General features: G+C 73.2%; 23 protein-coding genes, 1 pseudogene and 1 riboswitch. Of the genes and pseudogenes, 14 read left to right on the forward strand and 10 right to left on the reverse strand.

Features of this window, described 5'->3' with window-relative positions; translation table 11 throughout:
- Window positions 1–41 precede the first annotated feature (41 nt).
- The 7 genes from ACZ64A_RS17715 to ACZ64A_RS17745 all read right to left on the reverse strand — a co-directional run bounded on the left by ACZ64A_RS17715 (window position 42) and on the right by ACZ64A_RS17745 (window position 6,569).
- A complete protein-coding gene (locus tag ACZ64A_RS17715) occupies window positions 42–1,637 on the reverse strand; it encodes an alpha/beta hydrolase (RefSeq protein ID WP_469811242.1) in 1,596 nt (531 codons plus the stop codon).
- Between the two features lie 130 nt (window positions 1,638–1,767).
- On the reverse strand, window positions 1,768–2,583 hold the full coding sequence (locus ACZ64A_RS17720; protein WP_469811386.1) for an urease accessory protein UreD: 816 nt from the start codon (window positions 2,581–2,583) through the stop codon (window positions 1,768–1,770).
- A gap of 146 nt (window positions 2,584–2,729) precedes the next feature.
- The gene (gene ureG, locus ACZ64A_RS17725) at window positions 2,730–3,407 is read right to left on the reverse strand and encodes an urease accessory protein UreG (protein ID WP_469811243.1); all 678 of its coding nucleotides are present in this window, start codon (window positions 3,405–3,407) and stop codon (window positions 2,730–2,732) included.
- Between the two features lie 135 nt (window positions 3,408–3,542).
- A complete protein-coding gene (locus ACZ64A_RS17730) occupies window positions 3,543–4,217 on the reverse strand; it encodes an urease accessory protein UreF (RefSeq protein ID WP_469811244.1) in 675 nt (224 codons plus the stop codon).
- 10 nt (window positions 4,218–4,227) lie between these two features.
- The gene (locus ACZ64A_RS17735) at window positions 4,228–5,949 is read right to left on the reverse strand and encodes an urease subunit alpha (protein WP_469811245.1); all 1,722 of its coding nucleotides are present in this window, start codon (window positions 5,947–5,949) and stop codon (window positions 4,228–4,230) included.
- Complete coding sequence (locus tag ACZ64A_RS17740; RefSeq protein WP_469811246.1) at window positions 5,942–6,253, reverse strand: urease subunit beta; 312 nt, start codon at window positions 6,251–6,253, stop codon at window positions 5,942–5,944. Before ACZ64A_RS17740 ends, ACZ64A_RS17735 begins: the two co-directional genes overlap by 8 nt.
- 13 nt (window positions 6,254–6,266) lie before the next feature.
- Window positions 6,267–6,569 carry an urease subunit gamma gene (locus tag ACZ64A_RS17745; RefSeq protein ID WP_469811247.1) on the reverse strand — a complete coding sequence of 101 codons (303 nt, stop codon included), beginning with the start codon at window positions 6,567–6,569 and terminating at the stop codon, window positions 6,267–6,269.
- Between the two features lie 258 nt (window positions 6,570–6,827).
- On the opposite strand from ACZ64A_RS17745, the gene ACZ64A_RS17750 reads away from it, so the two are divergent.
- Window positions 6,828–6,977, forward strand: coding sequence for a hypothetical protein (locus ACZ64A_RS17750; RefSeq protein WP_469811248.1), 150 nt, complete (start codon window positions 6,828–6,830; stop codon window positions 6,975–6,977).
- 586 nt (window positions 6,978–7,563) lie between these two features.
- Window positions 7,564–7,697, forward strand: a riboswitch (cyclic di-AMP (ydaO/yuaA leader).
- 3 nt (window positions 7,698–7,700) lie between these two features.
- Window positions 7,701–8,174 carry a C40 family peptidase gene (locus ACZ64A_RS17755; RefSeq protein ID WP_469811250.1) on the forward strand — a complete coding sequence of 158 codons (474 nt, stop codon included), beginning with the start codon at window positions 7,701–7,703 and terminating at the stop codon, window positions 8,172–8,174.
- Between the two features lie 330 nt (window positions 8,175–8,504).
- Here the strand turns inward: ACZ64A_RS17755 and ACZ64A_RS17760 are convergent, their stop codons facing one another.
- A complete protein-coding gene (locus ACZ64A_RS17760) occupies window positions 8,505–8,978 on the reverse strand; it encodes an ATP-binding protein (protein ID WP_469811251.1) in 474 nt (157 codons plus the stop codon).
- 212 nt (window positions 8,979–9,190) lie between these two features.
- Here ACZ64A_RS17760 and ACZ64A_RS17765 point away from each other — a divergent pair, with 212 nt between their 5' ends.
- Both ACZ64A_RS17765 and ACZ64A_RS17770 read left to right on the forward strand, forming a co-directional pair.
- Window positions 9,191–10,048 carry a helix-turn-helix domain-containing protein gene (locus ACZ64A_RS17765; protein WP_469811252.1) on the forward strand — a complete coding sequence of 286 codons (858 nt, stop codon included), beginning with the start codon at window positions 9,191–9,193 and terminating at the stop codon, window positions 10,046–10,048.
- Between the two features lie 9 nt (window positions 10,049–10,057).
- Window positions 10,058–10,288 carry a DUF397 domain-containing protein gene (locus ACZ64A_RS17770; protein WP_469811254.1) on the forward strand — a complete coding sequence of 77 codons (231 nt, stop codon included), beginning with the start codon at window positions 10,058–10,060 and terminating at the stop codon, window positions 10,286–10,288.
- Between the two features lie 42 nt (window positions 10,289–10,330).
- Here ACZ64A_RS17770 and ACZ64A_RS17775 read toward each other — a convergent pair whose 3' ends face one another.
- The gene (locus tag ACZ64A_RS17775) at window positions 10,331–11,458 is read right to left on the reverse strand and encodes an 8-amino-7-oxononanoate synthase (RefSeq protein ID WP_469811256.1); all 1,128 of its coding nucleotides are present in this window, start codon (window positions 11,456–11,458) and stop codon (window positions 10,331–10,333) included.
- A gap of 147 nt (window positions 11,459–11,605) precedes the next feature.
- Here ACZ64A_RS17775 and bioB point away from each other — a divergent pair, with 147 nt between their 5' ends.
- The 4 genes from bioB (at window position 11,606) to ACZ64A_RS17795 (ending at window position 15,902) form a co-directional block, all read left to right on the forward strand.
- Window positions 11,606–12,868, forward strand: a complete 1,263-nt coding sequence (gene bioB, locus ACZ64A_RS17780; protein ID WP_469811258.1) for a biotin synthase BioB — start codon at window positions 11,606–11,608, stop codon at window positions 12,866–12,868.
- Complete coding sequence (locus ACZ64A_RS17785; RefSeq protein ID WP_469811259.1) at window positions 12,861–14,141, forward strand: adenosylmethionine--8-amino-7-oxononanoate transaminase; 1,281 nt, start codon at window positions 12,861–12,863, stop codon at window positions 14,139–14,141. The genes bioB and ACZ64A_RS17785 overlap by 8 nt, the downstream gene beginning before the upstream one ends.
- A gap of 1 nt (window position 14,142) precedes the next feature.
- Complete coding sequence (bioD, locus tag ACZ64A_RS17790) at window positions 14,143–14,859, forward strand: dethiobiotin synthase (RefSeq protein WP_469811260.1); 717 nt, start codon at window positions 14,143–14,145, stop codon at window positions 14,857–14,859.
- A gap of 362 nt (window positions 14,860–15,221) precedes the next feature.
- Window positions 15,222–15,902 (forward strand): class I SAM-dependent methyltransferase, encoded by a 681-nt coding sequence (locus ACZ64A_RS17795; RefSeq protein WP_469811261.1) that lies wholly within the window; start codon window positions 15,222–15,224, stop codon window positions 15,900–15,902.
- Between the two features lie 31 nt (window positions 15,903–15,933).
- Here the strand turns inward: ACZ64A_RS17795 and ACZ64A_RS17800 are convergent.
- Window positions 15,934–16,125 (reverse strand): annotated as a pseudogene (locus ACZ64A_RS17800) (antitoxin); the annotation flags it as partial.
- Window positions 16,126–16,272: 147 nt separating this feature from the next.
- Between ACZ64A_RS17800 and ACZ64A_RS17805 the strand changes: the two are divergent.
- The 6 genes from ACZ64A_RS17805 (at window position 16,273) to ACZ64A_RS17830 (ending at window position 23,690) form a co-directional block, all read left to right on the forward strand.
- Window positions 16,273–17,157, forward strand: a complete 885-nt coding sequence (locus ACZ64A_RS17805) for an ABC transporter ATP-binding protein (protein ID WP_469811262.1) — start codon at window positions 16,273–16,275, stop codon at window positions 17,155–17,157.
- Between the two features lie 3 nt (window positions 17,158–17,160).
- The gene (locus tag ACZ64A_RS17810; protein ID WP_469811263.1) at window positions 17,161–19,728 is read left to right on the forward strand and encodes an ABC transporter permease; all 2,568 of its coding nucleotides are present in this window, start codon (window positions 17,161–17,163) and stop codon (window positions 19,726–19,728) included.
- Window positions 19,729–19,814: 86 nt separating this feature from the next.
- A complete protein-coding gene (locus ACZ64A_RS17815; RefSeq protein ID WP_469811264.1) occupies window positions 19,815–20,240 on the forward strand; it encodes a GNAT family N-acetyltransferase in 426 nt (141 codons plus the stop codon).
- A gap of 143 nt (window positions 20,241–20,383) precedes the next feature.
- Window positions 20,384–21,727, forward strand: a complete 1,344-nt coding sequence (locus ACZ64A_RS17820; RefSeq protein WP_469811265.1) for a hemolysin family protein — start codon at window positions 20,384–20,386, stop codon at window positions 21,725–21,727.
- Window positions 21,724–22,737, forward strand: a complete 1,014-nt coding sequence (locus tag ACZ64A_RS17825; protein WP_469811266.1) for a hemolysin family protein — start codon at window positions 21,724–21,726, stop codon at window positions 22,735–22,737. The genes ACZ64A_RS17820 and ACZ64A_RS17825 overlap by 4 nt, the downstream gene beginning before the upstream one ends.
- 170 nt (window positions 22,738–22,907) lie before the next feature.
- Window positions 22,908–23,690, forward strand: a complete 783-nt coding sequence (locus ACZ64A_RS17830) for an SGNH/GDSL hydrolase family protein (RefSeq protein WP_469811268.1) — start codon at window positions 22,908–22,910, stop codon at window positions 23,688–23,690.
- The last annotated feature ends 142 nt before the right edge of the window (window positions 23,691–23,832 follow it).

Genomic DNA, 23,832 nt, shown 5'->3' on the forward strand with positions numbered 1-23,832 from the left:
TCCTCCGCGAGAGGCCGCCCCTGTGCCGTGTGCGAAGACGGTTACGGCTTGGGCGTGGCGTGCGGGCCGCACGTCACGTCGGCCGCGTCCAGCTTGCCCTCGAGGAGGTAGGCGTCGACCCGGGTGTTGATGCAGGAGTTGACCAGGCCGGTCACACCGTGCGAGCCGGCGTCCTTCTCGGTGATCAGGCGGGAGCCCTGGAACCGCTTGTGCAGCTCGACGGCGCCGGCGTACGGGGTGGCGGCGTCATTGGTGGACTGCACGATCATCACCTGCGGCAGATCCTTGCCGGTCTTGACGTTCACCGGGGTCTGCTGCTTGGTGTGCCAGGTGGCGCACGGCAGGTTCATCCAGGCGTTCGCCCAGGTCATGAACGGGTAGTCCTTGTTGAGCCGCGTGTTGTCGCGGTCCCACTTGCGCCAGCTGGTGGGCCACTTGGCGTCGGCGCACTCGACGGCCGTGTAGACGGCGTTGCCGTTCTCCGCGGAGATGTTGCCCGCGGTGTCCGACATGTCGGGGGCGGCGGCGTCGACCAGGGCCTGGGTGTCACCCGCGACGTACTTGCTGAACACCGTGGCGACCGGCACCCACGACGAGTCGTAGTACGGGGCGCTCTGGAAGAAGGAGATCAGTTCGGCCGGGCCGACGACCCCGCCGATGGGGCTCTTCTTCGCGGTGGCGCGCAGCTGAAGGTACTTGGCCTGCACGGCGTCGCGGGTGGTGCCGAGGTGGAAGGTGGCGTCGTTCTTGGCGACCCAGTCCTCCCAGTCCTTCCAGCGGCCTTCGAAGGCGACGTCCTGGTCCAGGTTGGCCTGGTACCAGATGTTCTGGCGCGCGGGGTTGACCACGCTGTCCACGACCATCCGGCGCAGGTGGCCCGGGAAGAGGGTGCCGTAGACGGCGCCGATGTAGGTGCCGTAGGAGACGCCCAGGTAGTTGAGCTTCTTCTCACCGAGCGCGGCACGGATGACGTCCAGGTCACGCACGGTGTTCGGCGTGGTCATGTACGGCAGCATCTCGCCGCTGCGCTCGTAGCAGCCGTCGGCGTACTCGCGGGCCAGCTTGCGCTGGGCGAGCTTGTCGGCCTCCGAGTCGGGCACCGGGTCCATCTTGGGTGCCTTGACGAACTCCTGCGGGTCGACGCAGGAGATGGGCGCGGAGTGGCCGACGCCGCGCGGGTCGAAGCCCACGAAGTCGTACGCCTTGGCCACGTTGGCCCAGATCGCGTTCTTGGTGACGACGCGGCGCGGGAACTTCAGGCCCGAGCCGCCGGGGCCGCCGGGGTTGTAGACGAGAGCGCCCTGGCGCTCCTGCTTGGTCCCGGTGTTGCCGATGCGGTCGACGGCGAGCTTGATCTGCTTGCCGAAGGGGTGCGCGTAGTCGAGCGGCACGCTGACCCAGCCGCACTGGATCGGCTTCTCCAGGCCCCAGTCGGCCGGACAGTCCTGCCAGTCGATGCCGGCCTGTGCGGCCCGCGCGGCGGCGATCGCTGCGCCCCGGGCCTCGCGGTCCTGTCCGTGCCCGGCGCTGGCGTTCGCCGTGGGCGCGGCGACCGCGCCTGCTATCAGGGTGGCTGCGGCGACGACGCTCGCCGAACCTATTGCGGTGGTCCGCTTCTTCGGTCTGATGTCCCTCAAGTGGGCTCTCCCCGTACCTTGTGAGTACCTCGTGACGACAGGTACGGGGATCCTTGCTGCTGTGAGGCCCCTGAGAACAGGGTTGGTTGACCTTCTTTGCCAATCCGATAACCGGAAAATCGTGTACCGCTCAGCGGACCGAGGGTGTGGGCCGTTCGACGCGTGCCAGTGCCGCGTCCAGGGCGCGGCGCAGCAGCAGCCCGTCGGGGGCGACCGCCGTGACGAGTGCGGCCGGTCCCGGCAGCGGGACGATCGCGCACCCCTCCCCCGTGGTCGTCGCGGGGACCGGGGTGTCGGCGAACTCCGGGCGCACCACCAGGAGCTGCCCGACGGCCCGCTGCCCGGCCAGTACGGCCGGCCCGTCCCAGCCGCCGGGGGCGCCGGGGCCGCAGGCCAGTTCCTGGTCGAGGACGGTCCGCCCGCCGATCCGCAGGGTGAGACGGCTGGAGAGCCGCCCGGGTTGCTCGGCGGTCCGGCCGAGGATCTGTTCCTCCCGGAAGACCAGCCGGGCGTCAGGGGCGAGGTCGAGGCGGGTGGTGAGCGCCAGTTCGCTGCCGGCGGCCGAGATCAGCGGCTCCGGCAGCCACACCAGCTCGCCGCCGTCGGCCACGCGCAGCCGCACGTCGTAGCGGGCTTCGCCGCCGGCGGCGCCGGGCAGCGCGATGGTGGCGGCGGCCGAGCCGACGCTCAGCCGGGCCCCGGCGGCCACGTCGGCGGCGACGGTGAGGTGGTCGCCGCCGAGCGGGGCGCTCATCGCGCCGACCAGCAGGACGCGCGCCTCGTCGGCGGCGCCGCGGATGCGGCGCAGGGCCAGCGGGCCCTCGCCCTCCAGCACGGGCAGCGCGGTACCGCCCCGTCCGTCGGGCCGGGCGTGCACCCGGGCGACGGCCCGGACCCGGTAGGCGCTGCCGTGGCCGGCGCCGGCGGCGGTACCCGCGCCGGGCAGCGCCGCGCCCTTTGGACCTGATCCGGGCACGGTGAGGCCGTCGGGCCGGGCTGCCCCGCCGGACACGGGCGCGGTGGCGCCGTCCGGGCCGGTGGTCGCGCCGGGCGCGTCCGGCACGCGCGTGGCCACCGCGGCCCGCGTGGTCGTCACGCCGTCCACGCGGTGAGCCGGCCGCGCACCCAGGCGGCGACGTCACCGACGCCCTTCTCGCCGCGCAGGGACTGGAAGACCACGGGCAGGTCACCGCGCTGCGCCTTGGCGTCGGCCGCCATCCGGGCGAGGTCGGAGCCCACGTACGGCGCCAGGTCGGTCTTGTTGACGATGAGCAGGTCGGCGGTGGTGACGCCGGGGCCGCCCTTGCGCGGGATGTCGTCGCCGCCGGCCACGTCGATGACGAAGATCTGCGCGTCGACCAGGCCCTTGGAGAAGGTCGCGGTCAGGTTGTCGCCGCCGGACTCCACGAGGATCAGGTCCAGCGGGCCGACCTCGTCCTCGAGGTCCTCGACGGCCTCCAGGTTCGCGGAGATGTCGTCGCGGATCGCGGTGTGGGGGCAGGCGCCGGTCTCGACGGCGGCGATCCGCTCCGGCGGCAGGACGGCCTCGCGCAGCAGGAACTCGGCGTCCTCCCGCGTGTAGATGTCGTTGGTGACGACGGCCAGGGACAGCTCCTCGCGCAGGGCGCGGCACAGCGCGGCGACGGTGGCGGTCTTGCCGGAGCCGACGGGGCCGCCGAGTCCGACGCGCAGCGCGCGGCGGCTGCCGTCGGGGCGGCGGGCGTCGGCGCTGACGGCGGCCGGGCCGTCGTGGGAGTGGTCGAGGTGCATGTACGACTCCTGTGGTTCGGGGTGCGCCGGGACGGTGGGGGTGGCCCGGCGCGCAGTGCTGTGGTGCGCGGCGTCAGAAGGTGTCTCGCCGTTCACGCCGGGTCGTGACGCCTGGCGCGGCCGGCGGGACACCGCCTAGGACGCGAACAGGCGGACCGGCCGGCCGGCGTGGGCCTCGGCGCCGATCTCCAGCAGCGGGGCGGAGGCCGCCGGGAGGGCGTCGACGCCCTCTTCGGCGACCCGGTGGGCGGCGCGGACGGCCCGCTCGACCACTTGGTCCAGTTCCGGCGCCAGCCGTGCGAGCACGGCCGACGCGTCGAAGGGGTCCAGGCTGAGCAGCCGCACGGTCGCCGTCGCCGGTCCGCCGACGCTCTCGTAGGCCGCGCAGTACGCGGCGTCCTCCGGTCCGCAGCCGGCCGTGCGCGCCGCCAGGCCGAGCACGACCGGCTGGTGCGCGCCCTTGGGGAAGCGCGCCGCGAGGGCGTCGAGGTCGGCGGACGGCCAGGTCGCCCGCGCGGCCCGCATGAGCTGCCGGCCGAGCTTGCGCGCGGCCGTGCGCAGCGCCGGTGACGGGGTGCGCGCGTCGGCGGCCGCGTCCAGTGCCGCGGGGTCGGCGCCGAGGGCGGCCGCCGCGGCGAGCGCGGCGGACACCAGGCCCGTGGTGTGCAGCCGGCCGCGGCAGAACCGCTCCAGGCCGGCCGCGTCGGTGATGCGCCCCGCGCGGACGGCTTCCTCGGCCCCGCCGGAGTGCGCGTGCCCTCCGGCGGGAAACCGGCCGTCGGCCAGGACGAGTAGTGCTGCTCGTGTCATCGCCCGGCCCTCAGAAGAGGAAGTACCGCTGGGCCATGGGCAGTTCGGTGGCGGGCGTGGACTCCACCAGCTCGCCGTCGACGCGTACGGCGAAGCTGTCGGGGTCGATGTCCACGCGCGGGCGGGCGTCGTTGTTGCGCATGTCCGCCTTGGTCACGCCGCGGGTCGACTCGATGGCGGTGAACCGCTTGCCGACCCCGAGCCGCTCCGGCAGCCCGTCCTCGAGGGCGAGCGGGGCGACGAAGTTGACCGAGTTCGCCGCGGGCGCCCGGCCGATCGCCCCGTACATCGGGCGGGGCAGGATGGGCTGCGGGGTGGGGATGGAGGCGTTGGCGTCGCCCATCTGCGCGTAGGCGATCTGGCCGCCCTTGATGACGAGCAGCGGCTTGACGCCGAAGAACGCCGGCTCCCACAGCACCAGGTCGGCGAGCTTGCCGGTCTCCACGGACCCGATCTCGTGGGCCATGCCCTGGGCGAGCGCCGGGTTGATCGTGTACTTGGCGACATAGCGGCGGACCCGCTGGTTGTCGGCGCGGCCGTCGCCGGGCAGGGCGCCGCGGCGGCGCTTCATCACGTGCGCGGTCTGCCAGGTGCGCATGATCACCTCGCCGACCCGGCCCATGGCCTGCGAGTCGGAGGAGATGATCGAGATCGCGCCCAGGTCGTGCAGGACGTCCTCGGCACCGATGGTGGAGGGCCGGATGCGGGACTCGGCGAACGCCAGGTCCTCCGGGACGGCCGGGTTGAGGTGGTGACAGACCATCAGCATGTCGAGGTGCTCCTCGACGGTGTTGACGGTGAACGGCCGGGTGGGGTTGGTCGAGCTGGGCAGCACGTGCGGCTCGGCGACGACCGTCATGATGTCCGGCGCGTGCCCGCCGCCCGCACCCTCGGTGTGGTACGAGTGGATGCCGCGCCCGGCGATCGCGGCGAGCGTGTCGCCGACGAAACCGGCCTCGTTCAGGGTGTCGGTGTGGATGGCGACCTGCACGCCGGTCATGTCGGCCACGGTCAGCGCGGCGTCGATGGCGGCCGGGGTCGCGCCCCAGTCCTCGTGGATCTTCAGGCCGGCGGCGCCGCCGCGGATCTGGGACAGCATCGCCTCGTGCGAGACGGTGTTGCCCTTGCCGAGGAAGCCGACGTTGACCGGGTAGGCCTCCATCGCCTCGAACATGCGGGCGAGGTGCCAGGGTCCGGGCGTCACGGTGGTCGCCTTGGAGCCCTCGGCGGGGCCGGTGCCGCCGCCGACGAGGGTGGTGATGCCGGAGGCGAGGGCCTCGTCGGCGACCTGTGGGCAGATGAAGTGCACGTGCGCGTCGATGGCGCCGGCGGTCAGGATGCGCCCGTTGCCGGCGATGACCTCGGTCTCGGGGCCGAGCACGAGGTCGGGGTGGACACCGTCCATGGTCTCGGGGTTGCCGGCCTTGCCGATGCCGGTGATACGGCCGTCGCGGATGCCGACGTCGGCCTTGACCACGCCCCAGTGGTCGACGATGACGACGCCGGTGATGACCGTGTCGGGGGTGCCGTCCGCGCGGGTCGCCCGGGACTGGCCCATGGACTCGCGGATGACCTTGCCGCCACCGAAGACGGCCTCGTCGCCGGAGCGTCCGGGGCCGCCGGAGCGGTCCTCCTCGATCTCGATCAGCAGGTCGGTGTCGGCGAGCCGGATGCGGTCGCCGGCGGTCGGGCCGAACAGGTCGGCGTAGGCGCCGCGGGAGATCTCAGGCATCGAGGGCACCTCCGACCTGGCCGCGCAGGCCGGACACCACACGGGTGCCGGCGAGGGGGACGAGTTCGACGTCGACCGGCAGCCCCGGCTCGAAGCGTACGGCGGTGCCGGCGGCGACGTTCAGCCGCTTGCCGTGGGCGGCGGCGCGGTCGAAGTCCAGGCCCGGGTTGGCCTCGGCGAAGTGGTAGTGGGAGCCGACCTGCACGGGGCGGTCGGCGGCGTTGAGGACGGTCAGCCGGGTGACCTCGAGCCCTTCGTTGCACACGACGGGGTCCTCGGCGAAGAGGATCTCTCCGGGAATCATGGCGTACCCCCCGTCAGATGATCGGCTCGTGGACGGTGACGAGCTTGGTGCCGTCCGGGAAGGTGGCCTCGACCTGCACGTCGTGGATCATCTCGGCGACGCCGTCCATGACGTCGGCCCGGGTGAGCAGCTTGCGTCCGGTGGCCATCAGTTCGGCGACGGTGCGGCCGTCGCGCGCGCCCTCGAGGATGTGCGAGGTGATGAGGGCGACCGCCTCGGGGTGGTTGAGCTTGAGTCCGCGCGCGCGACGCTTCTCGGCCACATCGGCCGCGACATGGATGAGCAGTCTCTCTTGCTCGTGCGGGGTCAGTTGCACGTGCCACCTCACAGTCCTTGCTCCGGACCGTGCGGGGTCCGGCTGCCGCAGCCACCGCGACGGGGACAGGTGTAACACACAGACAATTTTCCCGACCGCGCTCAATTGCGGGCAGAAAAGCCCCTGGTGGCGTGGGTCGGGAGGGTAGCCCGCCGGAGTTTCAAGGACGTTAACCAGCCTTTGATCATCACATGACCGGTGGCTGACCTCCCCCATACCCGTTCGAGGACCGCCTGGTCAGGGCGTGTCCGGCCGCCGGTGCTCCGCCGCGACGCCGAGGCGCTGCCGTTCGCGCGGAGCGCCCCTTCGGACATCGAGCGCCGTCACGTCCTCGTCGCCGCCGGAGCGCCGGCGTACGGGACGGTGGACGAGATCGTCACCGCCCGCGTGCAGCCGGGCGGGAGGTGAGCCGTCCGACTGCCGGACCTTCCGCCGCTGCGTGCACTCACCCGGACCGACAGTGAGTTGATGGCCCGTTGTCTGGAGGTCGTGGGTTTGCCCGTCCGGATCAACCGGGCCGCCCCGGCGACACCTGCCGGCTGCTGCGGGCCGCGCGGACTCCGGTGACCAAGGCGGTGGCGCTGCGCGTCACCCGGCCGCCGCGCGCCGGGAGTTGAGGGAAGGGCCGAACGCGTTCAAACGGACCGAACGGCGGACCCTCCATCGGCCTATCCCGACGCCCTTTTTTCGGGGGGTCCGAGTTGCGCGACCAGGGGGACGAACGGACGGAACGACGTGTTCCGTCGCTGGTCCGGGGCTCGCCGGATCGGTGAACACCCCATCGAACACAGGGCTGTCCACCCGAACGGGTGAGTGGTGAGGAACCCCACAAATACCCGTTTCCGTTGGGATTTTCGGACAGTTGTGGGCCAAGATCCCTGACTGACGACAAGCCCCCGCCACAGCGGCGGGGCGATCCGGGCGGACGCCGAGTCCTGCCGCCGCCCGGATGACCGGTCGACAGGAGTGGATCGGCAGGAGTGGAGGACCCAAGCACGACGGGTCGCCGGAACGGTCATGCCACGACCGGGCCGAGCAGCCCTTGGGGTGAAGCCGCGTCAGCGGCCGGGCTACTTCGCCAGCCCGAATCCGACAGGTCATCCTTCACAGGCGGCTGACGAAGGGTTGCGCATGACTGCGCTCAATCGTGTCCCGTCGCTCATGGCCCGGGCCGGTACGGCTTCCGCCCTGACCATCGCCGCGGTGGGCGGCTCGATCGTGGTCCCGGGCCTCGCCTCGGAGGCCGCCGCCGCGACGCCGGCGACCAAGGCGCTGCAGATCGCCGCGTCCAAGAAGGGCGCGCCCTACCAGTGGGGCGCCACCGGGCCGCGCCGGTTCGACTGCTCGGGACTCACGCTGTACTCGTTCAAGAAGGCGGGCAAGAAGCTGCCGCGTACGGCAGCCCAGCAGTACAACAAGACGCGCCACATCCCGGCCGGCAGCCGTAAGGCCGGTGACCTGGTGTTCTTCCACTCGGGGTCGAACGTGTACCACGTCGGGATCTACGCCGGGAAGAACAAGATCTGGCACGCCCCGAAGACGGGTGACGTGGTGCGCCTGCAGAAGATCTGGACCAAGAGCGTCTGGTACGGCCGGGTGAGCTGACCAGTCGGCCCTCCTCGGCGCACGGCCCCTCAGCGGACCGTGCGCCGACCGGTACCGGCCCTCGGCGGCCCCTCCGGGGCGAGGAGGGCGGTCAACGGGCCCCTGGCCCGCCCCGGGGGCCCAGCGCCCCGTTCCGGCCGAGGAGAGCCCCGTCGGCGGGCTCCAGCGGCCGCCGCCGGGGAGCGGGACCGGGTGGCGCGAGCCGACGGCTCCACCGTACGGGTGAACGGGCCCCGCACGGGGGTGACGACCGCCCGAGGACGATCACGCTGCCCCCGCCGGCCCTGGCCGGCATGACGAATGATCAGGAGCGGGCGCCGGCCGAGCCGTTCAGCAGGGCTGCGCTTTCGGTTCCGGCTGTTGCGTCGAGGGGACCGGCTCGGGCGGGAGCGCCCAGGGCAGTTCGATGGCGACCGTCTTGCCTCCCTCGCGGGTGGGGCGGACGCGGAGCCTGCCGCCGCACTCGGCGGCCAGCCAGCGGATGATGACCATGCCGCGACCGTTGTCCTGCTGGACGGCCGCGGGCAGCCGCTTGGGAAAGCGCGGGTGGCTGTCCGTGACGCCGATGCGCAGCAGCTCGTCGCGGTCCAGGGAGACGTCCACCCGGAACGTCGGGGACTGCCCGAACGTGTGCTGCACGGAGTTGGTGGCCAGTTCGGAGACGATCAACCGGATGCTGTCCGCCAGCTCCGCGTCCGACGGCAGACCCCATTCCGTCAGGGTGCCGGCCACGAAGCCGCGGGCCGCGGACACCGAGGCTGGATCGCTCGGCAGAGTGACGGATGCTTCCAGGTGGTCTGCCATGGCGACGTCGTCCCTTTCCCACGGGACCGCAGTCCGGCACGGAGCCGGTGGTTCGAGTACGGTCCCGGACTGGTGCTTCGCCGCCAGACTGCCATCACCACGCCGGTCACGGAGGCGATCCACCAAGATATGCATATATCTGTCGCTCGAAGCGGTGAACTCTGCCACGGCAGACCGTATCCGCGCGGCTCGGACGGAGTAAGGAGGGGCGCATGCAGCACGGTCCCGCGGTGCGCCGCCGGAAGCTGGGCGCCGAATTGCGCGCACTGCGCGCCCGGGCGGGACTCACCAGCGGGGAGGCCGCCCGGCTGGTGGGCTGGCATCAGTCGAAAGTCAGCCGGATCGAGACCGGCTCGAGTGGCGCGAAACCGTCCGATGTGCGGTTACTGCTGAACGCGTACGGCGTCGAGGACGACGAACTGCGTGACCTGCTGCTGGTGTTGGCCGGCTCCCAGGTCGGCGGCAGGGAGCACTGGTGGCACGCCTACCGCGGGGTGCTGCCGCCCACGTACCGCGACTTCATCAGCCTGGAGTCGCAGGCGAGCGCGATGCGCACGCTGGAGACCTCGGTCGTGCCGGGGCTGCTGCAGACGCCCGCCTACGCCCGCGCGGTGACCCGGGCGGCCGTCGGCACGGTGGACGAGGAACGGCTGGACGCGCTGGTGGAGGTGCGTCTGGCCCGCCAGGACGTGCTGCACGCGCCGCACCCGCTGAAGCTGAGCGCGGTACTGGACGAGGCGGTGCTGCGCCGGGAGGTGGGCGGTCCCGAGGTGATGGCACAGCAGCTGCGGCGGCTGCTCCAGGCGGCGCGGCTGCCCCAGGTGCGGTTGCAGGTGCTGCCGTTCTCCGCGGGGGCGCATGTCGGCATCACCGGGCCTTTCGTTATTTTCTCATTTCCGAGCACTTCTGATCTGGACGTGGTTGTTCTCGACCACATGACGAGTAGCCTCTACCTCGAACGGAAAGAAGACCTCCGGGCCTACGCGGAGGCCTTCAACTCCCTTCGGATCCACGCCCTTTCCCCCGAGGACTCGTTGGATTTCATCGCCTCACTAGGTGACGGCGCGTAAGGAGGCACCATGACCGCACTGCCTCGGACCATCCCTTTCAGTACGGAACTGCGCGGCGTGCGCTGGCTGCGCAGCAGCTACAGCACCGGAGCGAACAACTGCGTCGAGACGGCCCGCCCGGCCCGCGGGCCATGGGCCGGGCTGCTCGCCGTACGCGACTCCAAGGCCCCGGACGGGCCCGCGCTGCTCTTCTCCCCCGGGAGCTGGGCGGCGTTCACGGCCGCCGTGCGCCGCGACTGAGCACGGCACCCACCCGGTGAGGGCACGGCCGTGCACGCCGACTCATGGCCGCGTCTCGCCGATCACCCGTACAGCGCGTTCGATCTGGTCCCCGGTCAGGTCGGCACGGGCGGTCAGCCTGAGCCGTGAGATGCCGTCGGGCACGGAAGGAGGCCGGAAGCAGCCCACGGCCAGGCCGGCCGTCCGGCAGTCGGCCGCCCAGCGCACCGCCTGCTCCGGGGACGGAGCACGCACCGAGACCACTGCGGCGTCCGGTCGTACCGCCTGATGACCCGCGGCGGTCAGCCGGGCGTGCAGCTCGGCGGCCACCGCACGCGCCCGCGCCGCCCGCTGCGGCTCACGGCGCAGCAGGCGCAGGGCCGCGAGGGCGGCGCCCGCCGCGGCCGGGGCGAGTCCGGTGTCGAAGATGAAGGTCCGGGCCGCGTTGACCAGGTGGTCGATCACCCGCGCGGGACCGAGCACCGCGCCGCCCTGGCTGCCGAGCGACTTCGACAAAGTCACGGTCACGACCACGTCGTCCGCGCCGGCGAGCCCCGCCGCGTACGGCGCGCCGCGTCCGCCGTCCCCCAGGACGCCCAGCCCATGGGCGTCATCGACCACCAGGCCCGCGCCGGACTCCCGGCAGGCGGTGGCGAGTTCGGCCAGGGGGGCGGCGTCACCGTCCACCGAGAACACGGTGTCGGACACGGCGATCGCGGTGCCCTCGTGGGTGCCGAGCGCCTTGCGCACGGCGTCCGGTTCGGCGTGCTCGACGACCTGCGTGGTACCCCGGGCCAGCCGGCAGCCGTCGATGAGGGAGGCGTGGTTGCCCGCGTCGGAGACGATCAGCGAGCCGTGCGGGGCGAGCGCGGTGACGGCGGCGAGGTTGGCGGCGTAGCCGGAGGAGAAGACGAGGGCGGCCTCGAAGCCGCAGAAGGCGGCGAGCTCGCGTTCCAGCTCGGTGTGCAGCTCGGTCGTACCGGTGACCAGGCGGGACCCCGTCGCGCCGCCGCCCCAGGTCCGCGCGGCCCGTGCCGCGCCCTCGGTGACCTCCGGATGGCGGGCCAGACCCAGGTAGTCGTTGCTCGCCAGGTCCAGCAGCGGCGTGTCGGCGGGGCGGGGACGCAGCGTGCGCACGAGTCCCGCGCGGCGGCGTGCGTCCGCCTGTTCGTCGATCCAGCCGAACGCCATGGGTCCTCCGGGGATTTTGTAGGCAGTGCACAGACACTAGCGGGACACGCCGCAGCTCAGGATGTGGCAATACCCACACCTCGAACGGCCTTGTTTGTACGAAGTCTCCTTGGCCTGGCCTGCCCCCGTAGGACAGGATCAGCTCCCATGGACCTGCTGAACACGCTGGTGGACAAGGGACTGCGGCGCGAGCTGCCGACCCGCGAGGAAGCCCTGGCCGTCCTCGCCACGACCGACGACGAACTGCTCGATGTGGTGGCCGCGGCCGGCAAGGTGCGCCGGCACTGGTTCGGCCGACGGGTGAAACTCAACTACCTGGTCAACCTCAAGTCCGGCCTGTGCCCCGAGGACTGCTCGTACTGTTCGCAGCGCCTGGGGTCCAAGGCCGACATCCTGAAGTACACCTGGCTCAAGCCCGACGAGGCCTCCCAGGCGGCCGCCGCGGGCCTGGCCGGCGGCGCCAAGCGGGTCTGCCTGGTGGCCAGCGGGCGCGGCCCGACCGACCGGGACGTGGACCGGGTCTCCGAGACGATCAAGACGATCAAGGAGCAGAACGAGGGCGTCGAGGTGTGCGCCTGCCTCGGACTGCTCTCCGACGGCCAGGCCGAGCGGCTGCGCGAGGCCGGCGCGGACGCCTACAACCACAACCTGAACACGTCCGAGGGCACGTACGCGGACATCACGACCACGCACACCTACGCCGACCGGGTCGACACGGTGACGAAGGCGCACGCGGCCGGCCTGTCGGCGTGCTCCGGTCTGATCGCCGGCATGGGCGAGAGCGACGAGGACCTGATCGACGTGGTCTTCTCGCTGCGCGAGCTCGACCCGGACTCCGTTCCGGTGAACTTCCTGATCCCCTTCGAGGGCACCCCGCTGGCCAAGGAGTGGAACCTCACCCCGCAGCGCTGCCTGCGCATCCTGGCGATGGTCCGTTTCGTCTGCCCGGACGTCGAGGTCCGTATCGCCGGCGGCCGCGAGGTCCACCTGCGCACCATGCAGCCCCTCGCCCTGCACCTGGCCAACTCGATCTTCCTCGGCGACTATCTGACCAGCGAGGGCCAGGCCGGCAGGGCCGACCTGGAGATGATCGCCGACGCCGGGTTCAAGGTCGAGGGCGCCGGCGAGGTGACCCTGCCGGAGCACCGGGCGGGCGCGGCGGGCGGCTGCGGCTCGCACGGGGCGGCCGGTGGGTGCGGCTCGCAGGAGTCCGCGGGCGGCTGCGGCGGCCACGAGAGCGCGGAGGGCTGTGGCGGGCACGCCTCGGCCGGCGGCTGCGGTTCGCACGAGGGCGCCGGGATCTGCGGTACGGCCGCCCCCGCGCCGGCGCCCGCGGCGGGCGAGCCGCGTACCGATCTGGTCGCCGTGCGCCGGCGCGGCGCGGGAACGGACCTCGCGCCCAATGCCTGACCTGAGCGTGCCCGAGCTGCTGGACCTGGACCGGCGGCATGTGTGGCACCCGTACGGCCCGATGCCCGGGCAGGCCGAACCGCTCGTCGTGGAAGCGGCGAGCGGGGTGCGGCTGAAGCTCGCGGACGGCTCGGGCGAACTGGTCGACGGCATGTCGTCGTGGTGGTCGGCCATCCACGGCTACAACCACCCGGTGCTCAACGATGCCGCGACCGAACAGCTGGGCCGGATGAGCCATGTGATGTTCGGCGGGCTCACGCACGAGCCCGCCGTGCGGCTGGCGAAGCTCCTTGTCGACATGTCGCCCGACGGCCTGGAGCACGTCTTTCTCGCCGACTCCGGTTCGGTGTCGGTCGAGGTCGCCGCCAAGATGTGCCTGCAGTACTGGCGGTCGCTCGGCCGCCCGGAGAAGCAGCGGCTCATGACCTGGCGGGGCGGCTACCACGGCGACACCTGGACGCCGATGTCGGTGTGCGACCCAGAGGGCGGCATGCACGAGCTGTGGACCGGGGTGCTCCCGCACCAGGTCTTCGCCGACGCGCCGCCCGCCGGCTACGACGAGGCCTACGCCGAGCACCTGCGCGCGACGGTGGAGCGCCACGCCCGTGAACTCGCCGCCGTCATCGTCGAGCCGGTGGTGCAGGGCGCGGGCGGGATGCGGTTCCACTCCCCCGCTTATCTGCGGGTGCTGCGCGAGGCGTGCGACGCGCACGACGTCCTGCTCGTGTTCGACGAGATCGCGACCGGGTTCGGCCGCACGGGCGCGCTGTTCGCCGCCGACCACGCGGCGGTGTCGCCGGACGTGATGTGCGTGGGCAAGGCGCTGACCGGCGGCTATCTGACCATGGCGGCGACGCTGTGCACCGCGCGCGTGGCCGACGGCATCTCGCGGGGCGAGGTGCCGGTGCTGGCGCACGGCCCGACGTTCATGGGCAACCCGCTCGCCGCGTCCGTGGCCTGCGCCTCGATCGAGCTGCTGCTCGGGCAGGACTGGCTCGCCGAGGTCAAGCGGATCGAGTCGGGACTGCGCGAGGGGCTCGCGCCTGCCTCGGACCTGCCCGGCGTGCGGGACGTACGGGTCCTCGGCGCGATCGGCGTCGTCCAGCTGGACCACCCGGTGGACATGGCCGCGGCGACCCGCGCCGCCGTGCGGGAAGGCGTGTGGCTGCGGCCGTTCCGCGACCTGATCTACACCATGCCGCCGTACGTCACGTCGGACGCGGACGTGGCACGCATCTGTCGTGCGGTGCGCACGGCGGCCGAGGAGGGATGACATGCCGGTACTGATGATCTCGGGCACGAACACCGACGTCGGCAAGACGGTCGTGACCGCCGCGGTGGCGACCGCGGCGCTCGCGGCCGGCCGCTCGGTGGCGGTGCTGAAGGCGGCGCAGACCGGGGTGGGCCCCGACGAGCGCGGTGACGCCGACGAGGTGGCGCGCCTCGCGGGCGCGGTGACGGTGGCCGAAGTCGCCCGCTACCCGGAGCCGCTGGCGCCGGCCACCGCCGCGCGGCGGGCCGGGCGGCCGCCGGTGCATCCGCAGGAGATCGCCGAGGCGGCCGCCAAGCTGGCCACCGACCACGATCTCGTGCTCGTGGAGGGCGCGGGCGGGCTGCTCGTGCGGTTCGACGCCGCGGGCGGCACGCTCGCGGACGCGGCGGCGCTGCTGCGCGCGCCGGTGCTGCTCGTGGCCTCGCCGGCGCTCGGCACGCTGAACATCACCGAGCTGAGCGCGCGGGAACTGCGGCGACGGGACGTGGAGCTGCTCGGTGTGGTGATCGGCAGCTGGCCGCGCACCCCCGACCTGGCCATGCGCTGCAACCTGGAGGACTTGCCGGTCGTGGCCGGCGCCCCCCTCCTGGGCGCCCTGCCGGACGGCGCGGGCGGCCTGTCCCCGGCCGACTTCCGCACGACGTCCCCCGCCTGGCTGGCCCCACGCCTGGACGGCACATGGGACGCGGAGGCCTTCCGCGTACGCGAGGCGCCCTGAGGGGTCGTACGGGGCGGCTCGGGGCCCGGTGGGCCTGGGGCGCGGGGGCCCGGCGCGGACACGGACGCGCGCCGCGCCCGCTGCCCTGAACCGGGGCGGCCTCGCGGCGCCGGGACGGCTCGGGGCACACCGGCCCCCGGACGGCCGACGCCGCGGCCTCATGCTGCCGGCCCCCGTGTCGGCGTGTCGGCGTCCGTCTCGGCGCCGGGGCCGCGCGCACGGGGGATTCCCGCCGACGGCGCGGGGCCCCCGGGTACGCCGCATCCCGGCGCGCCGCCGGTGCCGTAGGGGCGCGGGAGGGGTGGGGGCGCGCCGGGCGGGGGAGAATCGGCGTGAGGCCCGTCCCGCCGAGGAGGTTGCCCATGCCGTTGCGAGCCGCCGGCTCCGGCAAGGTGCCACCGGACGCCGTCCACCATCCGCTGTTCGCCCGCTACTACGCCCGGGTGAGCGTCGCCATGGAGTCCCGGGCCGGCATGGCCGGTGTCCGCGGGCGGCTGCTGGCCGGGCTGTCCGGGCGGGTGATCGAGGTCGGCGCGGGCAACGGGCTGAACTTCGCCCACTACCCCTCGGCCGTCGCTGAGGTCGTCGCCATCGAACCGGAGCGCAGGCTGCGGCAGTTGGCGCGGCAGGCGGCGCTGCGCGCCGAGGTGCCGGTCGACGTGGCGCCGGGCGCGGCGGAGGCGCTGCCGGTCAAGAGCGAGGCCTTCGACGCGGCGGTGGTCTCGCTGGTGCTGTGCAGCGTGCGGGACGTGCCGCGCGCGCTGGCCGAGGTGCGGCGGGTGCTGCGCCCGGGCGGGGTGGTGCGCTTCTTCGAGCACGGCGCGGGCGGCGGTACGGCGATGCGGTTCACCCAGCGGGCCCTGGACCGCACGGTGTGGCCGCGGCTCAACGGCGGCTGTCATCTCGCCCGCGACCCGGTGGCCGCCCTGCGCGCGGCCGGGTTCGAACTCGGGCCGTACCGGCGGACGCTGATGCCGCAGGACGGCCCGCGGCTGCCCATGTCCTACTGCGTGCTGGGCACCGCGTGGCGGCCGGTGGAGTGACTGTCGTACGGGCTGTCGTAGACGGGTACGTCGCGGACACCGACTCGTAGCTCATCTTGAAGTCGGCGGCGGCCTCCACGAACGTGCGCACCGCCTCACCGGCGTCCTGTCGGACCGGTTCCTCGGTGGAGCGGTTGACGCTCATCCCGTGGGCCGGCGCGCGCTCCCGGACGGCGGGGGCGGTGTCCTCGTCCACCCGCACGTTCAGCTGGGTCTTCGCCATGCCTCGACGCCGGCGCGGATGCGCCGGCAGCGGCGAGGGCGCGCGGAAGGCCGCACGTGTACCGCGTGTGCGCACGGTCACATTACGCTCGGCCGGGGACGACCCCCCCGGCCGTACCGCCGCTCCGGGCCGCCATGAGGAGGCAGCGTGTCCAGTACTGCTGCGGAGCATCCGCCCGGCTCCGCCCCGGCCGCCGTCGCGGCCCGTGCCCGCGGGCTCACCAAGGCGTACGGCCAGGGCGAGGCGGCCGTGCTCGCGCTGGACGGGGTGGACGTGGACATCGCCCGGGGCCGCTTCACCGCGGTGATGGGCCCCTCGGGTTCCGGCAAGTCCACGCTGATGCACTGCCTGGCGGGGCTCGACACCGTCTCGGCCGGTCAGGTGTGGCTCGGCGACACCGAGATCACGGGCCTGCGGGAGCGGGAGCTGACCCGGCTGCGGCGGGACCGGATCGGTTTCATGTTCCAGTCGTTCAACCTGATCCCGACCCTGAACGCGCTGGAGAACATCACCCTGCCGATGGACATCGCGGGCCGCCGGCCGGACCCGCAGTGGCTGGACCGGGTCGTGGACACCCTCGGCCTGCGCGACCGGCTGGGCCACCGTCCGGCGCAGCTCTCCGGTGGCCAGCAGCAGCGCGTCGCATGCGCGCGGGCACTGGTCTCGCGGCCGGAGCTGATCTTCGCGGACGAGCCGACCGGGAATCTCGACTCACGGGCGGGCCTGGAGGTGCTGGGGTTCCTGCGCGAGGCCGTCGACTCCCTCGGCCAGACGGTCGTCATGGTCACCCACGACCCGGGCGCCGCCGCCCACTCCGACGCGGTGCTCTTCCTCGCCGACGGACGGATCGTGGACCGGATGGAGCATCCGACGGCGGAGGCGGTGCTCGAACGCATGAAGCGGTTCGACGTGCTGCGTGCCCAGACCGGCACCGCGCCGGGCGCGCCTCCTGCCGCCCCGGACGCACCCCGTCCGGCCGAAGGCACTCTGCGTCCCGCCGAGGGCGCCCCCCTTCCGGTCGAGGAGGGCTGACGCGTGCTCCGCGCGACCCTGCGCAGCTTCCTCGCCCACAAGGGCCGTCTGCTGCTGTCGGCGCTGGCGGTCGTGCTGTCCGTCGCGTTCGTGGCGGGCAGCCTGATCTTCTCCGACACGGTCACCCGCACCTTCGACCGGCTCTTCGCCTCCACCGCCGCCGATGTCACCGTGGCGCCGAAGGAGGACCTGCGCAGTTCGGGGCCGAGCGGCGCCGTGCAGACTCTGCCGGCCTCGCTCGCCGCCCGCGCGGCGAAGGCGCCCGGTGCCGCTTCGGCGCACGCGGACGTGAGCGTGCAGAACATCACCGTCGTCGACAGCCGGCATGAGTCCGTGAGCCCGACCACCGGCGCGCCCACCCTCGCGCGGGACTGGCACCTGACCGACCGCAGCCCGGTGGAGCTCACCTCGGGGCACGCCCCGCACGGAGTGCACGAGGCGCTGCTGGACGCCGACACCGCCCGCAAGAAGCACGTGCGGATCGGCGACACGCTGACCGTGCTGGCCCAGCCGGGCACCTTCACGGTCCGCGTGGTCGGGATCGCCACGTTCACCACGACCAACCCGGGCTCGGCCCTGCTGTACCTCGACCCGGCCCACGCGGCCCGGCTGCTGCTGGGGTCCGCCGACCGCGCCACCGCCATCTCCGTCACGGCGGCCCCGGGCGTGCGGGACGCCACGCTCAAGCGGCAGGTCACGGCGGCGCTCGGGCCGGGGCCGTACACCCTGAAGACGGCCGGTGAGCAGGCGAAGTCGGCGGCGCAGCAGCTCGGCACCTTCCTGAAGGTCATCAAGTACGTCATGGTGGGCTTCGCCGGGATCGCCGTGCTGGTCGGCGTGTTCCTGATCGTCAACACCTTCTCGATGCTGATCGCCCAGCGCACCCGGGAACTGGGGCTGCTGCGCGCGCTGGGCGCCGACCGGCGGCAGGTGCGCCGTTCCGTGCTCACCGAGGCCGTGCTGCTCGGCCTGATCGGCTCCACCCTGGGACTGGCGGCCGGGATCGGGCTCGCGTCGGGGCTGATCCACCTCATGGCCACGTTCGGGATGAACCTGACGACGGCCGAGATGGCCATCGGCTGGGTGACCCCGGTGACGGCTTACGCCGTCGGGGTCGGCGTCACCTTCGTCGCCGCGTATCTCCCGGCGCGGCGGGCCTCCGCCGTCTCCCCGATGGCGGCGCTGCAGGACGCCGAGGTCGCCGGGGTGGGCCGCCCGCTGAAGGCGCGGGCCATCGCCGGGGCGGTGGTGGGCGCGCTGGGCGCGGCGGCGCTCGCGGGCTGTGCGGCGTCGTCCCGGACGGCTACGTCGGCCTCGCTGCTCGGGCTCGGTGTGGTCCTCACCCTGATCGCGACCGTCGTCGCGGGACCGCTGCTGGTGCGCCCGGTGATCCGGGTGCTGGGCGCTGCCTTCCCGGCCGTGTTCGGTTCGGTCGGCCGGATGAGCCAGCGCAACGCCCTGCGCAACCCGCGCCGGACGGGGGCGACCGCGGCCGCCCTGATGGTCGGTCTCGCCCTCGTCGGCGGGCTGTCGGTGGCGAGCGCCTCGATCTCCCGCTCGTTCGACCAGCGGATCGACAAGACGCTCGGCGCCGACTTCGTGGTGCAGAGCGGGCGGTACACGGCGTTCTCCAAGGACGTCACCGCCCAGGTGCGCGCCACGAAGGGCGTCGGCCTGGTGGTGCGTCAGCGGCTCACGCCGGTCGCCGTGCGGCTGCCGGACGGGCGGCGCGTCGTGTCGACCGCGTCGGGCTACGGCCCACGGCTCGACGACGTGGCGCACCTGAGTTACGCCGCGGGTGGTACGCCGGGCGCGCTGGCCCCGGGCGGCATCGGCATGGACGCGGGGTTCGCCCGCGACCACGGCGTCCGGCTGGGCAGTGTGCTGCCGGTGGAGTTCCCGGGCGGGCGGCGCACGCAGCTGCGGGTGGGCGCGCTCACCGAACAGGAGGCCGCCGAGGGCTTCGGCATGAACGGCGGGCTGTTCCTCGGCCTCGGCACCGTGGAGCGGTACGTGCCCGGCGGACAGGACGCCGCGCTGTACGTCAACGCCGCCCCCGGCACGAGCGCCGACGTGCTGCGCTCCCGGCTGGAGCGGGCGCTGACGCCGTATCCGCAGGTGCAGGTGCGCAACCAGGCCGACTACAAGAAGCTGGTGCACGACCAGATCGCGGTGCTGCTGTACCTGGTCTACGCGCTGCTCGGGCTGGCGATCGTCATCGCGGTGCTCGGTGTGGTCAACACGCTGGCGCTGTCGGTGGTCGAGCGCACCCGGGAGATCGGGCTGCTGCGGGCGATCGGACTGAGCCGGCGTCAGCTGCGGCGGATGATCCGGTTGGAGTCGGTGGTCATCGCGGTGTTCGGCGCGGTGCTGGGGCTGGGGCTCGGGCTGGTGTGGGGGCTGTGCATGCAGCGGGTGCTGGCCCTGCAGGGCATGAAGGCGCTTGCGGTGCCGTGGTCCACGATCGTCGCGGTGGTGATCGGATCGGCGGTCGTCGGGGTCGTCGCGGCGCTGCTCCCGGCGTTGCGCGCCTCCCGTATGAACGTGCTGGCGGCGATCGCGCACGAGTGAGGGGGCAAGACGTCGCGCGGGCGGCGGCTGCTGTCCGGATCGTGGAATTCCGGGTCGGCGGGCGGCCCGTCTGATGTGATCGTCGTATGTCTGATCTTCGGATACGGGCCGCGGCGCCCGGCGACCTGGACACCGTGCTGGCCTTCTGGAAGACCGCCGCCGAGGGCACGAGCATCAGCGACGACCGGGACGGCGTGGAGCGGCTCGTCGCCCGCGACCCCGAGGCGCTGATCCTGGCCGAGCAGGACGGCGAGCTGGTCGGCACGGTCATCGCGGGCTTCGACGGCTGGCGCTGCCATCTGTACCGGCTCGCGGTCCACCCGGAGCGGCGGCGCCGGGGCATCGGCTCGGCGCTGCTGGCGGCGGCCGAGGAACGGTTCGCGGCGCTCGGCGGGCGGCGCGCGGACGCGATGGTCCTGGTGCGCAACGAGACCGCCCATGTGGCGTGGGGCGCGGCCGGTTACGGGCCGCAGGAACAGTGGCGGCGCTGGGTCAAGCCGCTCCCCTCCTGAGCATTTTTGCCCATCCTTTACTATTGGTGGACCACTCGGTCCTCCATGAAAGGTTGTGAGCGTCCGCCCATGGGCGAGCCCCCCAGTAGCCGACATCGCGCGATCCTTCCTGCCCTGTCCGACCATGGGACGGAGGTGACCCGATGATCGAAGTGCTTCTGCTGCTCGTCGCCGTGCTGCTGTCGCTCGCCTGCGGTGCCTTCGTCGCGGCCGAGTTCTCGCTGACCACGGTCGAACGCAGCGAACTGGAGCGGGCCGTGGAGCGCGGCGAGCGGGGTGCCGCGGGCGCGCTGAAGGCCGTACGGAACCTCACCTTCCAGCTGTCCGGCGCGCAGCTCGGCATCACGGTCACGAACCTGGTCGTCGGCATGCTCGCCGAGCCCTCGATCGCCAAGCTGCTGGCCGGTCCGATGCAGGCGCTCGGCCTGTCCCGGACGGCGGCGAGCTCGTTCGCCCTCGTGCTGGGCACGGCCCTGTCCACGGTGTTCCTGATGATCGTCGGCGAGCTGGTCCCCAAGAACTGGGCGATCTCGGCGCCGCTGGCCGTGGCCCGGCGGGTGGGGACCCCGCAGCGCCTGTTCAGCGCCGCGTTCCGCCCCTTCATCACCCACCTGAACAACACCGCCAACCGCGTGGTGCGCCGCTTCGGCATCGAGCCGGCCGAGGAACTGGCCTCCGCGCGCGGCCCGCAGGAGCTGGCCGCGCTGGCCCGGCACTCCGCCAAGGCGGGCGCCCTGGAGCCGGACACCGCCGAGTTGTTCGTCCGCACACTCAACCTCGCCGACCTCACCGCGGAGAACGTGATGACCCCGCGCGTGCAGGTCATCGCCCTGGACGCGCAGGCGACCTGCCAGGACGTGGCGAACGCGACCCGGGCGACGGGCCTGTCCCGCTTCCCGGTCTACCGCGGCAGCCTCGACACGGTCGTCGGCACCGCCCACGTCAAGGACGTGCTCGCCGTGCCGGCCGACCGGCGCCACCGGGTGCCCGTGTCGGAGCTGATGCGCGAGCCGCTGCTCGTCCCCGAGTCCCTCACCGTGGACCGCCTGCTGGACCGGTTGTCCGGCAAGCGGACGATGGCCGTGGTCATCGACGAGTACGGCGGTACGGCGGGTGTGGCGACGCTGGAGGACATCGTCGAGGAGGTCGTCGGCGAGGTCCGCGACGAGCACGACCCGCACGAGACGCCCGACCTGGCCCCGGCCGGCACCGACGAGGACGGCCGCGCGGTGTTCTCCGCCGACGGCGCCGCCCGCATCGACCAGCTGGCGCGGGTGGGCCTGAGGGCGCCGGACGGGCCGTACGAGACCCTGGCCGGGCTCGTCGCCGCCGAGCTGGGCCGCATACCGGCCGTCGGTGACGTCCTGCAGGTCGCCGGGTGGCGGATGGACGTGGTGGACGCCTCCGGGCGCCGGGCGGCGCGGGTGCTGCTGCACGCGCCGCTGGACGACGAGAAGCCGCACGGCGAGAAGGAGGTGCCGCGGTGACCGCGGTGCAGTTGCTGATCGGTCTGGCGACGCTGGTCGTCAACGCCTTCTTCGTCGGCGCCGAGTTCGCCCTGATCTCGGTGCGGCGCTCGCAGGTCGAACCGCACGCGGAGGCCGGCGACCGGCGGGCGCGCAGCGTGCTGTGGGGGCTGCAGCACGTGTCGGCGCTGATGGCCGCCGCGCAGCTCGGCATCACGCTGTGCACGCTGGTGCTCGGTGTGGTCGCCGAGCCGGCGATCGCGCATCTGCTGGAGCCGGTGTTCCACGCGGTGGGCGTACCCGAGAGCGCCGGGCACGCGGTGTCCTTCGTGATCGCGCTGGCCCTCGCGACGTATCTGCACATGCTGCTCGGTGAGATGGTGCCGAAGAACATCGCGCTCGCCGAGCCGGTGCGCAGCGCGCTGGTGCTCGGGCCGCCGCTGGTCACGCTCGCGCGGGCGCTGAAGCCGGTGATCTTCGCGATCAACGCCTTCGCGAACGCGCTGCTGAAGCTGATGCGGATCGAGACCAAGGACGAGGTGACGGCGACCTTCTCGGACGCCGAGCTGGCGCAGATCGTCAAGGACGCCGGTGAGGCCGGTCTGCTCGACGACCGCGCCACGGAACGGCTGCACGACGCGCTGGAACTGGGCAGCCGCCCGGTGCGCGACGTGGTGATGCCGCTGGAGCGGGTCGTCTACGCGCGCGTGGGCGTCACGCCGGAGCAGCTGGAGGGACTGTCGGCCGAGTCCGGGTTCTCCCGCTTCCCGGTGGTGGACGAGGGGCGGCGGATCGTCGGCTATCTGCATGTGAAGGACGCGCTGGACGCCTCGCCGCGGGACCTGCCGTTCCGGCTGCGGGACATGCGGCCGATCGCTCGGGTACGGGAGACGACGCCGCTGGACGACGTGCTCACCGCGATGCGCGGCAGCCGGACCCACCTGGCGGCGGTCCTGGGCGCGGACGGCCGGCTGGCAGGACTGGTGACGATGGAGGACGTCCTGCGGGAACTGTTCGGCCAGCGGGCGTGAGGGCGGGGGCGCGGGGAGGGAGGCCCGCCTGCGCGTGTGGAACGCGGGAAGAGAGGTGGGCCGACTGCGCCTCGGACGCGGGGAGGGAGGCAGGCCGACCGCGTGTCGGACGCGGGGAGGGAGGCCGACCGACCGCTGGGTATGCCGGGCGGGTTACCATCGCTGACGCCATGGACACGAACCCCGCCCACACCAGCCTGGTCGCCGTCGGCGACTCCTTCACCGAGGGCATGTCGGACCTGCTGCCGGACGGTACCTACCGCGGCTGGGCCGACCTCCTCGCGGCCCGGATGGCCGCCCGCACGCCCGGCTTCCGGTACGCCAACCTGGCCGTGCGCGGCAAGCTCATCGGGCAGATCGTCGAGGAGCAGGTGCCCGTGGCGGCCGCGATGGACGCCGATGTGATCACCCTGGTCGGCGGCCTCAACGACACGCTGCGGCCCAAGTGCGACATGGGACGGGTCAAAGGGCTGCTGACGGAGGCGGTGGAGCGCCTGGCGCCGTCCTGCAAGCAGCTCGTGCTCATGCGCAGCCCCGGCCGCCAGGGTCCGGTGCTGGAACGTTTCCGGCCGCGCATGGAGGAGCTCTTCGCCTGCGTCGACGACCTGGCCGCACGGCACGGGGCGCTGGTGGTCGACCTGTACGGGGCGCCCGGGCTGGCCGACCCGCGGATGTGGGACGTCGACCGTCTGCACCTCACCGCCGAGGGGCACCGGCGGGTGGCGGAGGCGGTGTGGCAGAGCCTCGGTCACGCGGCGGAGGACCCCGACTGGCACGCCGCGCTGCCCGCGGCGCTCCCCCCGAACTGGATCGCCCGCCGCGTCGCCGATGCCCGCTTCACCCGGCAGCATCTGCTTCCGTGGATAGGCCGCCGCCTGACCGGCCGCTCCTCGGGCGACGGCCGCCCGCCGAAGCGTCCGGAGCTGCTGCCCTACGACGCGTCGGGGACGTGAGGCTCCGCCGGGCCGGTGCTGCGGTGCTGCGCTGCTGCCGCGGGGGGTGCCTTTCGGGTGCCGGCCGGTGGGGGCTGGTCGCGCAGTTCCCCGCGCCCCTTGCGGGGTCGGTCACCGAGCCCGGCGTCCGTCGCGTTGCTCC

Source organism: Streptomyces sp. NPDC104814 (assembly GCF_055583185.1).